Origin of the sequence: Acetobacter orleanensis (genome assembly GCF_001581005.1) — a bacterium.
Taxonomy (GTDB): Bacteria; Pseudomonadota; Alphaproteobacteria; order Acetobacterales; family Acetobacteraceae; genus Acetobacter; species Acetobacter orleanensis.
Map to the genome: position 1 here is coordinate 21,476 of NZ_LHZV01000058.1, position 14,428 is coordinate 35,903.

The 14,428-nt window shown below is 59.7% G+C and carries 14 protein-coding genes; all 14 read left to right on the forward strand.

Annotated elements, in window-relative coordinates; genetic code table 11:
* Positions 1-6 precede the first annotated feature (6 nt).
* The 14 genes from AD949_RS05940 (at position 7) to AD949_RS06000 (ending at position 14,229) form a co-directional block, all read left to right on the forward strand.
* The gene (locus AD949_RS05940) at positions 7-990 is read left to right on the forward strand and encodes an RluA family pseudouridine synthase (RefSeq protein WP_048836545.1); all 984 of its coding nucleotides are present in this window, start codon (positions 7-9) and stop codon (positions 988-990) included.
* A 30-nt stretch (positions 991-1,020) separates the two neighbouring features.
* Positions 1,021-3,219, forward strand: a complete 2,199-nt coding sequence (locus AD949_RS05945; RefSeq protein ID WP_048836544.1) for an AsmA family protein — start codon at positions 1,021-1,023, stop codon at positions 3,217-3,219.
* Entirely contained in the window at positions 3,216-3,977 is a 762-nt protein-coding gene (locus AD949_RS05950; RefSeq protein ID WP_048836543.1) for an ATP12 family chaperone protein, read from the forward strand. Before AD949_RS05945 ends, AD949_RS05950 begins: the two co-directional genes overlap by 4 nt.
* Positions 3,978-4,136: 159 nt before the next feature.
* Positions 4,137-4,307, forward strand: coding sequence for a hypothetical protein (locus tag AD949_RS14080; RefSeq protein ID WP_156475922.1), 171 nt, complete (start codon positions 4,137-4,139; stop codon positions 4,305-4,307).
* A gap of 102 nt (positions 4,308-4,409) precedes the next feature.
* Positions 4,410-4,931, forward strand: coding sequence for a Spy/CpxP family protein refolding chaperone (locus AD949_RS05955; protein ID WP_048836542.1), 522 nt, complete (start codon positions 4,410-4,412; stop codon positions 4,929-4,931).
* Between the two features lie 116 nt (positions 4,932-5,047).
* Positions 5,048-6,442, forward strand: coding sequence for a signal recognition particle protein (gene ffh, locus AD949_RS05960; protein ID WP_048836567.1), 1,395 nt, complete (start codon positions 5,048-5,050; stop codon positions 6,440-6,442).
* Between the two features lie 48 nt (positions 6,443-6,490).
* Complete coding sequence (gene rpsP, locus AD949_RS05965) at positions 6,491-6,841, forward strand: 30S ribosomal protein S16 (protein ID WP_048836541.1); 351 nt, start codon at positions 6,491-6,493, stop codon at positions 6,839-6,841.
* A gap of 28 nt (positions 6,842-6,869) precedes the next feature.
* Positions 6,870-7,412 carry a ribosome maturation factor RimM gene (gene rimM / locus AD949_RS05970; protein ID WP_048836540.1) on the forward strand — a complete coding sequence of 181 codons (543 nt, stop codon included), beginning with the start codon at positions 6,870-6,872 and terminating at the stop codon, positions 7,410-7,412.
* A complete protein-coding gene (gene trmD, locus AD949_RS05975; protein WP_048836539.1) occupies positions 7,409-8,161 on the forward strand; it encodes a tRNA (guanosine(37)-N1)-methyltransferase TrmD in 753 nt (250 codons plus the stop codon). Before rimM ends, trmD begins: the two co-directional genes overlap by 4 nt.
* Before the next feature lie 14 nt (positions 8,162-8,175).
* A complete protein-coding gene (gene rplS / locus AD949_RS05980; protein WP_048836538.1) occupies positions 8,176-8,562 on the forward strand; it encodes a 50S ribosomal protein L19 in 387 nt (128 codons plus the stop codon).
* A 180-nt stretch (positions 8,563-8,742) separates the two neighbouring features.
* Positions 8,743-10,146: a 3-isopropylmalate dehydratase large subunit gene (gene leuC / locus AD949_RS05985; RefSeq protein WP_048836537.1), complete on the forward strand. Its 1,404-nt coding sequence runs from the start codon at positions 8,743-8,745 to the stop codon at positions 10,144-10,146.
* Complete coding sequence (gene leuD, locus AD949_RS05990) at positions 10,146-10,769, forward strand: 3-isopropylmalate dehydratase small subunit (RefSeq protein WP_048836536.1); 624 nt, start codon at positions 10,146-10,148, stop codon at positions 10,767-10,769. Before leuC ends, leuD begins: the two co-directional genes overlap by 1 nt.
* Positions 10,770-10,784: 15 nt before the next feature.
* Positions 10,785-11,900 (forward strand): 3-isopropylmalate dehydrogenase, encoded by a 1,116-nt coding sequence (gene leuB / locus AD949_RS05995; protein ID WP_048836535.1) that lies wholly within the window; start codon positions 10,785-10,787, stop codon positions 11,898-11,900.
* A 172-nt stretch (positions 11,901-12,072) separates the two neighbouring features.
* The gene (locus tag AD949_RS06000) at positions 12,073-14,229 is read left to right on the forward strand and encodes a prolyl oligopeptidase family serine peptidase (RefSeq protein ID WP_244463420.1); all 2,157 of its coding nucleotides are present in this window, start codon (positions 12,073-12,075) and stop codon (positions 14,227-14,229) included.
* Positions 14,230-14,428: the final 199 nt, after the last annotated feature.

Genomic DNA, 14,428 nt, shown 5'->3' on the forward strand with positions numbered 1-14,428 from the left:
CGTCGCATGAGTGTTGTGATTCTGACTGTGAGCGAAGACGAGGCGGATATTCGCCTTGATCGCTATTTTCGTCGCCATTACCCGCATCTGACGCAGGGGGCGTTGCAAAAGCTGTGCCGTACCGGGCAGATACGGGTGGATGGCAAACGTGCCGAAGCGTCCACCCGCCTGCAACCGGGCCAGTCCGTGCGCGTGCCGCCTATCCCCATGGCCGCAAAACCGGCAAAGGATGCCCCGCGCCCGCTGGATGAGCGTCTGGTGCGGGAAATTCAGGGTATGGTGCTGTATCAGGACAAGCATCTGATTGTGCTGAATAAACCGGCAGGTCTGCCGGTGCAGGGTGGCCCCGGCATTACCAAACATGTGGATATGATGCTGGACGGCCTGCGGGGCGAGCCGGATGATCCACGCCCGCGTCTGGTTCACCGGATTGACCGAGATACGTCCGGCCTGCTGCTGCTTGCCCGCACACCCGGCGTGGCCGCCAAACTGGCGGAAGCTTTCCGTGGGCGGGATGTTAAAAAGACGTACTGGGCTGTGGTGGTCGGGCGTCCTGACCCGATGGAGGGTGAGATTGACCAGCCTCTGGCGCGGCTTGGCGTAGGGGCTAACGCTATTATGGTGGCGGCGGACCGCAAGGACCCGGACGGCCAGTATGCACGCACGACCTATGAGGTTCTAGATTCGGCAGCCCGTAAATTCTCATGGCTGGCTCTGTCTCCGCTGACAGGCCGGACGCATCAGTTGCGCGTGCATTGTGAATCGCTCGGCACCCCGATTCTGGGGGACCCGAAATATGGCGGGGCCACCGCGCATGTTGAGGGGTTTACGGACCAGTTGCATCTGCATGCTCGCCAGTTGGATATGCCCCATCCGGCCGGGGGGCGGCTGACGGTCACTGCCGAACTCCCGCCGCATATGCGTGAGACCTTCCGTGCTCTGGGCTTTACACCGGGGGTAACGCCCAAACCGTCCCGTCGCGGCGGATAATAGCGACTTCTGGAACGCGGGAGGAAGCCGATGCGGCTGAAATGGAAAATTGGTTTGGTCGCCGGGGCTGCCGTGCTGCTGGTGGGTGGCGGTAGCGTTGTCTCCGCCATGCAGGATGCAAACTGGCTGCGGGTGCGGCTGGTGGCCGCTGTGGAAGAACAGACGGGCCGTCATCTGACGATCGACCAACTCCATGTCTGGATTCTGCCCTTCCCGTGGGTGGAAGCGCGTGGCGTGCGTCTGTCCGGGGTCGCAGATGCAGAGGCGGGAGCCGGGATTGGAGCAGGGGAGCAGGGGCAAGTGGCTCCCGCGATGCTGGAGGCGGCGGAAGTTCGTGCCCGGCTTGGTCTGTTGCCGCTCTTCCAGCATCGCATTGTGTTTAATGATGTCAGCCTCATTCAGCCGCATGTGGCGCTGCGTCGTCTGCCGGATGGGCGGGCCGACTGGCTGTTTGAACCGCCTGCGCGCCCGGATACGGGGGCAGGAAGCGCGTCCTCCGGCCAGATGCATTGGGATGTGAGTGTTTCTACACTCCGCATTTCCAAAGCGGATGTGCAGTGGGATGATCAGGTTCGGCACAGAACCGGCCAACTCGCTTTTGGCCATATTCAGGCCAAGGATCTGGACGGCGCGACGCCCAGCTTTGACGTGCAGGGTGAAAAAGGAAAAGGCCAGTTTGTGCTCACCGGCCAGACCGGCCGCCTGTTGCCGCAGCGGGCCAAAGAGTTTCCTGTGCAGTTCAAGCTGGCACTGACTATTGCCGGGCATCCTGCGGGTCTGGCGCATGTGGATGGCAAGGTGACGGACCCGGACGGCGCACGCGTTTATGCGCTTCAGGTCGGCGGCTCTCTTGGGCAGGTGCGGGACCTTGAACAGTTTTTCCCGCGGGCGCAGTTGCCGGATGGGCAGAATATTTCAGTCGATGCACAGATAGCAGGCTCTGGCGCGCAGCCCGTCGTGCAGGGGCTGCATGTGCATACCGGGCAAGTTGAACTGGGCCGTTTTGTGCCCGGCAGCAAACTGACCCGCGCCATGCTGGACGCCGCAAAGCCGGATGATCCGCTAACGGTGCAAAGTGACGGCCAGCTTGGCGCGCAGGCGCTGGGGTTGCGAGGCACGCTCGGCACACTGGCGCAGATAACAGCTCTCGCACAGGCCCCGGAAAAGATGGAAATTCCGGTGGGCCTGACGCTTGTGGACGGGGCCTCCAGCCTGAAAATGGCGGGCACGCTGGGCGGTGGTCACTCCTCGGTGGACGTGCATGGTGTGCTGGACCAGTTGGCTCCCGGCGGCACGTTCCCCACGGCGGAAAGTGTCAAGGTGGATGGACACGTGGAAACAGCGTCCACACTGGCACTGGTGAAAAAGCATGACCTGCCTGATCTGGTGCGCGGCCTGACGCTGACAGCCAATGTGGAAAGCCCGCATGTGGTCTGGCGTGATCTCGCATGGTCGCAGGTGACGAGTCATGTCTCCGTGCAGGGTGGCCGCTTGGTGGCGGACCCTGTGCAGGCGGAAGGTTCCGGCTCAGCCCAGTCTGCCCGGTTTGTTTATGATGCGTCCGGCAACGCCCCTGCTTACGAAATTGCGATGCATCCCGTTGTGCTGCCGGTGGCGGCTGTGCAGGGCTGGATGGGCGCACCCTCTTTGATGCAGGGGGCGTTGATGCTTGTTGGCACCGTCAGCCTGCAAGGGGATGATGCGGCAGCCCGGAAGCGCAGTTTGACCGGGCATATTGGCGCATCCGTAGTGGATGGCTCTATTGGGGGCGCGGCCCTCCGCACCCTGCTGGGGCCAGATGTTCCGCTGAAGGGTAAAATGCCGGTCCGGTGCTTTGGCACACACATGCAGTTTGCGGATGGGGTCGCGCAGATTGACCTGCTGGCCATGGAAACCCCGTTCCTCTCCCTGCACGGTCACGGCACGGTTGGTCTGGGCACAGAGGCGCTGGACCTGCATCTCTCACCGCGTGTCCTGCTGGGTGGTGCATCGGCCTCGTCCGACCTGCGGGTGACGGGCACGCTGACAGCGCCGGTGCCTAAAATGGAGCCCACGTACGGCGGCCGCTACGGGCTGAATATCGGTGGGGATGACAGCGGAAATGATAATTGCCCCACAATGCTTTCCGCCGCGCGGGAGGGCGGGGCGGGTCCCGCGCCGTCCACCCCCAAGGCCGGTAAAGAGGGGAAGGTCATGAACATGCTGCGTGGTCTGGGGTTGTTTAAATGAGCGATCAGGAAAAAACGCCAACCGCCGCCCCAGTGCCAGCTGGAGCGCGCAAGCGGTTCTGGAAACAGGCCAGTGTTGTGCCGGAGCAGGATGGGTTTGCCGTGCAGCTTGATGGCAGGCCGGTCCGCTTGCCCGAGCGCACGGCGCTTTCTGTGCCGTCCCGTGCTTTGGCGGAGGCTCTGGCGGCAGAATGGCAGGCGGCAGGCCTGACGGTGGGCGGCTATTTCCGGCCGGAAGATCTCCCGCTGACCCGTATTGCCGGGTCCATGCTGGAGCGAGTGCCGGGCGCGCGGGCCGGTGTGATCGATAGTCTGCTGGCTTATGCCAGTAGTGACCTGCTGTGTTACCGCGAGGCCGGAAATTCCAGACTGGCACGGCGGCAGCGCGAACTCTGGGGGCCATGGCTCGATTGGTGTCAGGATACCTTCGGGATGGAACTGCGCACGACGGAGGGGGTAATGCCCATCACCCAACCGGACGCTACCCTGCACACGTTACGCGCCCTTCTGGAGTCCCTGTCCGATGCGGAACTGGCGGCACTCGGTGTTGCGGTTCCGGCTCTGGGCAGTCTGTATCTCGGGTTGGCTCTGGTCAAAGGGCAGGGCACACCGGAAGAACTGCTGGCCTGCGCGACGCTGGATGAGAGCGAGCAGATGGCGCGCTGGGGGGAAGATACGGATGTGACCGACCGTATCGCCTCGCGGCTGCGGGATGTGGCGGATGCGGCTCTTTTTCTGGATTTCTTACGTAAGCCCTAATTCTTCCTGCCGCATGTGATGCGTGTTTTGTGTCGGATAGACACGTCCGTGCCATGAATTTGCCCCTGTCTGCATGCAGACAGGACCTTACAGACTGATGAACCTGAGCGTTCTCTCAGCCTGAAATACAGGTCTTGTCACCGGATGAGGAGCATTCAAATGCACTATGAATCGACAGGTGGAGAACCTCAGCGTCAGGTTCTGTCGGGGGCTGCCGCACGGGCACGGTTGCAGGGGCGGGTTGCCCATGCTGTCGCAACGTGCGCCATGGGCTCATGGTTTTTGCTGGGGCTGATCCCGGTTGTGGTCATTGTCTATTCCATGAGCTGAGATGAACGCTGCGGTATGACAGTGTGGTGAGCGCCTTGTGTCCGCGTACCGTCTTGGCGGATAGTATTCAGGACGTAGAATTTTCAGGAGTTGTCAGAGTCCATGAACTACAGAAATGGTTTCCTCGCCACAGCGGCGGTCATCGGTCTCTCCCTTGCTGCTCTGCCTGCCTCAGCGCACCCCGGTAAGGGGGAGTTTCCGCCGCCGGGTGGCCCCGGCGGGTGCATGATGGGCGGTGGTCACGGCCATGCCATGAGCATGCTGGAAGGGCTGGATCTGACCAAACAGCAGCGCAAGCAGGTTGATACTATCCTGCATGACGCGCGCGATCAGGATCACGCCGATGACATGCGGGGTGAGTTTTCCAAAATTCACCAGCAGATTCAGGATATCCTGACATCGCCCGGCCCAGTCGATAAAGACAAGATTGCCGCCTTGCAGCAGCAGCAGGCGACTCTGCGTGCGCAGGCTGAAGCACGCCATCTGGACGTGGCTTCCCGCATCCATGATGTGTTGACACCGGACCAGTTGGCGCAGGTCAAGGCGCGTCAGACCAAAATTCATGACCTGATGGAGCAGCTGCGCGAAGCTGAACACCCCGCTCCGCCGCCGTCTGACAAGTAAAACACAGACGTTTCTTGACTCGGTGAGAGTGGGGTTGTAACTCCCTCTCACAAATCAGGACCGCCACTCCGCGAGTGTTCGCGCAGTGGCGCGTCTCCTTTTGGGGTAATAGGCTTTTGTTCGAGGCACTTTCAGGCAGGCTTTCCGGGGTTTTTGATGGGCTCGCCAAACGTGGCGCGCTGTCAGAAGCTGACGTTATGGAGGCAATGCGCGAAGTCCGTCTGGCGATGCTGGACGCAGACGTTGCGCTGCCTGTGGTCAAGGACTTCGTTAATAAGGTGAAGGAACGCGCCGTGGGTGCGGAGGTGCTGGAAAGCATTTCCCCCGGTCAGGCCGTTGCGAAAATTGTTAATGACGCGCTGATTGATGCCCTTGGGGGCGCGGGCGCTGTCCCGCTGAACCTGAGTGCTGTGCCGCCTGTGCCGGTGCTGATGGTGGGTTTGCAGGGGTCTGGTAAAACCACAACCTCTGGTAAAATCGCCCTGCGCCTGTCCACGCGTGAGCGCAAGAAGGTGCTGCTGGCCTCGCTGGATACCCAGCGCCCCGCCGCCCAGTTGCAGCTTGCCCAGTTGGCGGAGCAGGCGCATGTCGCCTCCCTGCCGATTGTTGCGGGCCAGACTCCGGTTGAAATCGCGCAGCGCGCGATGGATGTCGGGCGTCGTGAAGGCTATGACGTTGTTATTCTGGATACCGCAGGTCGTCTCTCCATAGACGAAGCGCTGATGGAAGAGGTCCGGCAGGTTCGCGCCGTGACCCAGCCTGCGGAAACCCTGCTGGTTGTGGATGCCATGACCGGGCAGGACGCCGTCAATACAGCCAAGGCGTTTAATGACGCCGTGGGTGTGACCGGCGTGGTGATGACCCGTATGGATGGTGACGCCCGCGGTGGCGCGGCCCTGTCCATGAAGGCTATTACCGGTGCGCCCATCAAGCTGACCGGCTCTGGTGAAAAGCTGGATGCGCTGGAGGAATTCCACCCCGAGCGTGTTGCGGGCCGTATCCTCGGTCTGGGCGATATCGCCGGGCTGGTGGAAAAAGCGGCTGATACCCTTGATCATGAAGAAGGGGAACGGCTGGCCAAGAAAATGATGGCCGGCAAGTTCGATCTTGATGATTACGCATCGCAGATCAAACAGATCAGCAAGCTGGGGTCCATTTCCGGAATTGTCGGCATGTTGCCGGGTATGGGGAAGATCAAGGAAGCCCTTGGTGACAAGGATCTTGATACCTCCATCCTCAAGACGCATCTGGCCATTATTTCTTCCATGACCAAAGGTGAGCGCAAAGCGCCTGCCGTTATCAAGGCCTCCCGCAAGAAGCGGATTGCAGCCGGGTCAGGGACGAGTGTTCAGGAGGTCAACAAGCTGCTCAAGCAGTTTGATATGATGTCCTCAATGATGAAGCGCTTTAACAAGCTCGGCGTGAAAGGTCTCATGCGCCAGGGTATGTCCGCGCTCATGCCTAAGGGAATGGGTGGAGGGCCGCCGGGTGGTGGTTCTCCCTTCCGCTAAGCGGCCTGTTTCTATCCGAAGTTTTTTCAGAGTTTTGGAGAAGTCTGAATGAGTCTTAAAATTCGTCTTGCCCGCGCAGGGGCCAAGAAGCGTCCTTACTACCACATCGTTGTGGCTGACAGCCGTTCCCCGCGTGATGGCCGCTTTATCGAGAAAGTGGGTTCCTACAACCCGATGCTGCCGTCTGACCACGCTGAACGCGTGCGTCTGGTTGACGAGCGCATCACCCACTGGCTGTCTCAGGGTGCGCAGGCAACGGACCGCGTTGCACGTTTTCTGGGGAACGCTGGTCTGGCTCCTAAGCCTGCTTATGCCGAGCAGCCCAAGCAGTCTGCTCCGAAGAAGAAAGCTCAGGAACGCGCTAAAGCTGCCGCTGCCGCAGCTGCCGCCGCAGCCTGAGGCCAGAGCGAGCTAAGCTGACCGGATCATGCGCGCAGACCTTATCCAGATAGGCGTTATCGGCAGGCCGCATGGCGTGCGCGGGCTTGTGCATGTGCACAGCCACGCTGCCGATGCGTCCGCGCTGGAAGCCTACAAGGTTCTGCTGGATGATAAGGGGCGGGAATGGTCTCTGCGGTGGCGTGGGGCGGATGGTGTGGCGGAACTGCGTGATGCGCAGGGCAAGCCGCTGGCCGACCGGACCGCAGCGCAGGCGCTAGTCAATGCCCGCTTATATGTGCCGCGTGATGTGCTGCCCGAGCCTGAGGAAGAAGAGTTCTACCATGCTGATCTGATCGGTATGGAGGCGCGGGAAGGTGACTGCTCTTTGGGGCAGGTTGTCATGGTGCATGATTACGGGGGTGGTGCCAGTCTGGAACTGACCGGTGGCGTGCTGGTGCCGTTTACCCGCGCCTGCGTGCCGGAGATTGATCTGAAAGGGCGCGTGGTTTCCATCGTGCGTCCGGATGAGGTCTCTGGTGAGGAAGGGCGTGGCGTAGGGACAGTCAAAGCAGTGGGACCTGCGGCGTGAGCTGGCAGGCTACGGTGCTGACACTGTTTCCAGAGATGTTTCCCGGTCCGCTGGGGCTGTCTCTGGCTGGTCGCGCACTGGAAGGCGGCGTGTGGTCCTGCACGGCGCAGGACCTGCGGGAGCAGGGGCTGGGCCGACATCGGGCGGTGGATGATTCCCCGTTTGGTGGTGGGGCTGGCATGGTGATCCGCCCGGATGTGGTGGATGCCGCTCTGGACGCCACGCAGGTTCCGGCAGACGTGCCGCGGGTGTTTTTAACGCCCCGAGGCCGCCCGCTGCGCCAGCAGGACGTGCAGCGTTACGCACAAGGGCCGGGTCTGGTGCTGTTGTGCGGTCGGTTTGAAGGTGTGGACGAGCGTGTGCTGCAAAGCCGCCAGATCGAACAGGTGTCCGTTGGAGACTATGTTCTGTCTGGTGGAGAGACAGCCGCCCTTGTGCTGCTGGATGCCTGCGTCCGGCTGCTGCCCGGCGTGATGGGGAGTGAGGAAAGCGGGGTTGAGGAAAGTTTTTCCGAAGGCCTGCTGGAATATCCTCATTATACCCGTCCCGCTGTATGGGATGGTCAAAACGTGCCTGAAGTCCTGCTGTCAGGAAACCATGCGGCAATTGCTGCGTGGCGTCAGACGCAGGCGGAAGAAATCACGCGGGAAAGACGGCCGGACCTGTGGTCTGCCTGGCTGGCTCGCAGGGAGAAAAACGGGGCTGCTGCCAACGGGAAAAACGGGCAGACAGACCCAACAGGGGTTTGAGGAAGGATACCGAAATGAACATTATTCAGCAGTATGAAGCTGCAGAAATCGAACGTCTGACAGCCGCTCGCGCCGTGCCGGAATTTGCAGCCGGTGATACGCTCCGCGTGTCCGTGCAGGTTGTTGAAGGTGAGCGCAAGCGTCTTCAGGCATTTGAAGGTGTTGTGATTGCCCGTTCCAACAAGGGCCTGAACAGCAACTTCACCGTGCGCAAAATCTCCAATGGTGAAGGTGTGGAGCGTGTGTTCCCGCTCTATGCTCCGACCATTGCTGAAATCAAGGTTGTGCGTCGCGGTAAAGTGCGTCGTGCAAAGCTGTATTACCTGCGTGGCCGTAGCGGTAAGTCCGCTCGTATTGCAGAACGTCCGCGTGACGTTGCTGCTCCGGCAGTTGCTGGCTAAAAGCATGATGCAGCAGGGGGCCTTCGGGTTGCCTGCTTCACTTAAAAACCCGGTGGGGCTTCGGCCCGCCGGGTTTTTGGGTGCTGAGAAGATGAAGGCGCGGGTTTTTCGTCTGTCAGACCATGGCTGAGTTCAGGCTGATCTGCGCGAGTCCGTGCCGTTCCATGAAAGGGGAGGGCGATGGCGCCGCGTACGTTATTCGACAAGATCTGGGACCACCATGTTGTCGAAACCCTGCCGGATGGCACCTCTATCCTTTATATTGATCGTCATCTTCTGCATGAGGTGACAAGCCCGCAGGCGTTTGAAGGCCTGCGTCTGGCCGGGCGGAAGCTGCGTCATCCAGAAATGACCATGGCTGTGGTGGACCATAATGTTCCCACCTCTGACCGCACCCAACCTATCGAAGAGCCGGAAAGCCGGAACCAGATTGAAACGCTGGAACGGAATGTGAAGGAATTCGGGGTTCCGTATTTCCCGCTGCTGTCCGCCTCTCAGGGTATTGTGCATGTGGTTGGGCCGGAGCAGGGCATTTCTCTGCCGGGTATGACCATTGTGTGCGGAGATTCCCATACCTCCACACATGGCGCGCTTGGCGCGCTGGCGTTCGGCATCGGCACGTCCGAGGTCGAGCATGTGATGGCCACCCAGACCATTCTGCAACGCCCCGCCAAAAACATGCGGGTGACGGTGGAAGGCCAGTTGGCGCCGGGCGTGTCGGCCAAGGATGTGATGCTGGCCATTATCGGGCATATCGGCACCGCCGGTGGCACCGGGCATGTGATTGAGTTCGCGGGTTCCGCCATTCGTGGTCTGGACATGGCCGGGCGCATGACCATCTGCAATATGTCCATTGAGGCTGGCGCACGGGCTGGGCTTGTCGCCCCGGATGACACGACCTTTGACTATGTCCGCAACCGTCCGTTTGCCCCCAAGGGCGAGGACTTCGAGAAAGCTGTCTCCTTCTGGCGCACACTGGCGACGGATGACGGCGCTCATTTTGATAAGGATGTCTCTCTGCGGGCGGAAGATATTGCGCCCAGCCTGACATGGGGCACCAGCCCGGAAACGGTTCTGCCCATTACCGGCACGGTGCCGGACCCGGCGCAGGAGGCGGACGAGTCAAAACGCGCCCAGATGCAGCGGATGCTGGACTATATGGGGCTGGAAGCCGGACAGAAAATTGCCGGAACACCGGTGGATGTCGTGTTTATTGGCTCCTGCACCAACAGCCGCATTGAAGACCTGCGCGCCGCGGCTCAGGTTGCTGCTGGCCGTAAGGTTGCGGAGGGTGTGCGCGCCATGATCGTACCGGGCTCCGGGCTTGTGAAAATGCAGGCGGAAGAGGAAGGTCTGGACCAGATTTTTCTGGATGCCGGGTTTGAATGGCGTGAGGCCGGGTGCTCCATGTGTCTGGGCATGAATCCAGATAAACTGACTCCGGGCCAGCGTTGCGCCTCTACCTCCAATCGGAATTTTGAAGGCCGTCAGGGGCCGGGCGGACGGACGCATCTGCTTTCTCCCGCCATGGCGGCTGCGGCGGCTGTTACCGGCTGCCTGACAGATGCGAGGGAGCTGGTCTGATGGATAAATTCACCACTCTGTCCGCTGTTGCTGCGGCGCTGCCCGAAGCCAACATTGATACGGACAAAATTATCCCGGCTCGCTTCCTGAAAACCACACAGCGCACGGGCTTGGGTAAATATGCGTTTGACAGCATGCGCTATCGGCCGGACGGGTCTGAAAATCCGGACTTCATTCTGAACAAGGAGCCTTGGCGGAAAGCCGAGATTCTTGTCACCTATGACAATCTCGGCTGCGGGTCTTCCCGCGAGCATGCGCCGTGGGCGTTGCTGGATTTTGGCATCCGCTGTGTGATTGCCCCCTCTTTTGCGGATATTTTCTTCAATAACTGCTTCAAAAACGGCATCCTGCCCATCACGCTACCCCGTGAAATCTGTGAGCAGTTGATGTCGGATTCCACCATGGGCAGCAATGCCCGGCTGACCATTGACCTGCCCCGGCAGGTGGTGGTTCGTCCGGATGGTGAGGAAGTGCCATTTGAAATTGACCCGTTCCGCAAGCACATGCTGCTTGAGGGGCTGGATGATATTGGTCAGACACTTCAGCACGAGACTGAAATTAAGTCCTTTGAACAGAAGGTCGCCGGGGAACGCCCCTGGATGCCCTCAATCACCCTTGATTGAAGAATGGGAAACACCATGAGTGCTCAGCCTGCAAAACTGCTTGTTCTGCCCGGGGATGGCATTGGCCCGGAAGTGATGCACGAAGTTGGCCGCGTGATCACTTGGCTTGAAAAGAACCGCGGACTTGCGTTTGAGATTACGGAAGATCTGGTGGGTGGGGCGTCTCTTGCTGAATATGGCGAGCCAATCCGCAATGAGGTGATTGAAAAAGCCCGCGCGGCAGATGCGGTTCTGTTCGGCTCGGTTGGGGACCCGCGCTGGGGCCATGTGGGCTTTGAGAAGCGCCCGGAAGTGGCCATTCTTAAACTCCGACAGGAGCTGGAACTGTTCGCCAACCTGCGTCCGGCCAAAGTGTTTGATGCCCTTGTGGATGCCAGCACACTCAAGCCAGATGTGGTGCGCGGTCTGGACATTATGATTGTCCGTGAGACAGTTGGCGGTATTTATTTTGGTGATCCACGCGGGATTGAAACCCTGCCGGATGGTACGCGGCGTGGTATTAACACCGAAGTTTACACGACACCTGAAATCGAGCGTGTGGCACGCGTAGCGTTTGAAATGGCCCGCAAGCGTTCCAACCACGTCTGTTCCGTTGAAAAATGCAACGTGATGGAAAGCGGCCTGCTGTGGAAAGAGGTTGTGACAGACCTCCATGCCCGCGAATTTTCGGATGTTAAGCTCACACACATGCTGGCCGATAACTGCGCCATGCAGCTTGTGCGCAACCCGCGCCAGTTTGATGTGATTGTGACTGGCAACCTGTTCGGGGATATCCTGTCCGATCTGGCCTCCATGCTGACAGGTAGCCTCGGTATGCTGCCGTCCGCCACGCTGGGTGCGGTGCGGGCTGATGGAAAGTGCGCGGCCCTGTATGAGCCGATCCACGGGAGTGCGCCGGATATTGCCGGGCAGGGCATTGCCAACCCGATTGCGCAGATCCTCTCCTTCGCCATGCTGCTGCGCTATTCGCTGAACCTTCAGGACGAAGCGAAGATGGTAGAAGAGGCTGTCTCCCGCGTGTTGGAAAGCGGCCTACGCACGGCGGACATCATGAGTGAAGGCATGGCCCGTGTCGGAACATCCGTGATGGGTGAAGCGATTGTTCGTGAACTGGATAAACTCCAGAACTAAAAACGGTCCGGGCCGGTGTCTGACGGTCTGATATAAGGAAACCCCCGGTGTCATGCACCGGGGGTTTTTCTTTGGCCTGTTCCTGTTTGTTTCCCGGTGTGACTGGACTGTTTTTCAATACGGTGGAAAAACAGTCTGTACGAGAGTGTAGAGATGTCCGGGAGCAGTAAAAATGCGGTTTAAACAGTGGATTCTGACAGGGGCGGCGTCTGCGCTTGTCATGGTAGGTGCCGCACATAGCATGTTCGCTCAGGCTCAGGCGGCAGAAACACCGTCTGGCAACGCCCCGGTTATTACAGCCCAGACAAACACAGCCTTTCTGGATGAAATTCACGGGCCGCAGGCTATGGCATGGGTGCGTGCGCAGAACCAGCACACCACAAGCACGCTGGAAAAAGACCCGCGCTATGCCGGGTTTTATAAAAAAGTATTGTCTGGTCTTCAGGCGCCAGACCGTCTGGCCATGCCGTCGCTCATGGGCGGGAAGGTCTGGAATTTCTGGCAGGATGCCGCGCATCCTCATGGTCTCTGGCGGGCAACCAGTCAGGCCTCTTACCTGAAAAAAACGCCTGACTGGACTGTTAGGCTCGATGTTGACGCTCTTGCAAAACAGGATGGGGTAAACTGGGTCTTTAAAGGCCCTAACTGTCTGGCCCCTGCGGATGAGCATTGCCTTGTGGCGCTCTCTAATGGCGGGGAAGATGCCGAAACTCTGAGGGAGTTCAATACCAGAACCGGGCAGTTTGTGCCGGGTGGTTTTGTGTTCTCGCGCTCCAAGCAGACCGCTGCATGGGTGGATGACAACACGATTGTGCTGGCGCGGGACTGGGACGGTAAAGGCACAACCCTGACACCTTCGGGCTACCCGTTTGTGGTAAAAACCATGGTGCGTGGGCAGCCTGCCGGACAGGAAAAAGACCTCTTCCGGGGGGAGCCATCTGATATGGCCGTCACGCCTATAGTGTTGACGGATGGGGATGGGCATCAACTGGTCCTTATCCAGCGGAGCCTTAACTTTTTTGAAACGCGCTATGCCGTTGTGGAGGCTGGGCACACTTTGCGTTGGTTGGCCCTACCGGCAAAAAGTGAAATTCAGGGGCTGCTGAAAGGGCGTCTGATTGTCTCGATTGAAGAAGACTGGCACCCAGACGGACAGCCTGTAATTCCGGCGGGGAGCCTGCTTTCTGTTGACCCAACCGGGGTGGAGCACGGTGTACAGGCGCTCTTCACACCCGGTCCGTCTCAGTCGATTGATCAGGTGGGTGTCACGAAAAACACAGTTCTTGTTACGCTGTTTGATAATGTTCGGGGCAGGGCTATTCGCTTTACACCCGCGCAGGCCGGGCAGCCTTGGAAGGCGACCCCTCTGGCGCTGCCGGATATGACCTCTATCCATATCGTGGATACAGACCATGCTTCGGACACGGCTTTTCTGAGCGTTGAGGGCTATCTGGAACCGTCGCAGCTCTGGCTGTTGGAGGGAGCCGCCCAGCCGCGTAAGGTCAAGTCTGCTCCGGCGCGGTTCAAGACGGATAATCTGGTGACGGAGCAGTTCTGGGCGACCTCCACGGATGGCACCCGTATTCCCTATTTCATCGTGCATCGGCGCGACATGGCGCTGAATGGGGCCAACCCGACCCTGCTGACGGGCTATGGTGGTTTTCAGGTGTCCTACACACCGCTTTACACGCCGGAAATGGGCCAGCTCTGGCTGGACCGGGGTGGCGTGTATGTGGTGGCTAATATTCGCGGTGGCGGTGAATTTGGCCCGGCATGGCATGAGGCAGGCAGGAAGTCCGGGCGGCAGAAAGTGTATGATGACTTTGCCTCTGTCGGGCGCGATCTGATCAGTCGCAAGATCACCTCTTCGCGCCATCTGGGTATTCGCGGGAGGTCCAATGGGGGTCTGCTGTCCGGTGTGGAAATGACACAGCACCCGGACTTGTGGAACGCGGTGATTATTGGGGTGCCGCTGCTGGATATGGAACATTTTGAAACGATGTCCGCCGGGGCCTCATGGGCTGCGGAATATGGCTCCATGTCTGTTCCGGCGGAGGCTGAGTTCCTACGCTCCATTTCCCCGGTGCAACATCTGAAAGCGGATGTTTCCTACCCGGAGCCATTCATTTTTACAGCCACCAGTGATGACCGCGTGGGACCCGTGCATGCGCGTCGCTTTGCGGCCCGGCTGGAAGCATTGGGTAAGCCTTTCTTCTATTATGAAGATATTGAAGGCGGCCATTCCGGTACCGTGAACGCGCCGGAAGTCGCGCATGAGCGGGCACTGGAGGCGGTCTATCTGTCACACCGTCTGATGGACGCTCACTAAGGCGGGACAGGCGCAGCGGTGATGCGTGTGAAGGTAGGACGCGAAGGGGAGGGCTTTCCTTTCCGTCCTGTCGCCATGGAGGGTTGTGAATAAATCTCGGGTGTTGGCTTTTCTGGTCTCAGCTTTTGGTCTGGCAAAGGTGAGGTTGCCACGTTGAGAATAAAAAAAGGGCGGGACACGCGATGTGTCCCGCCCTTTT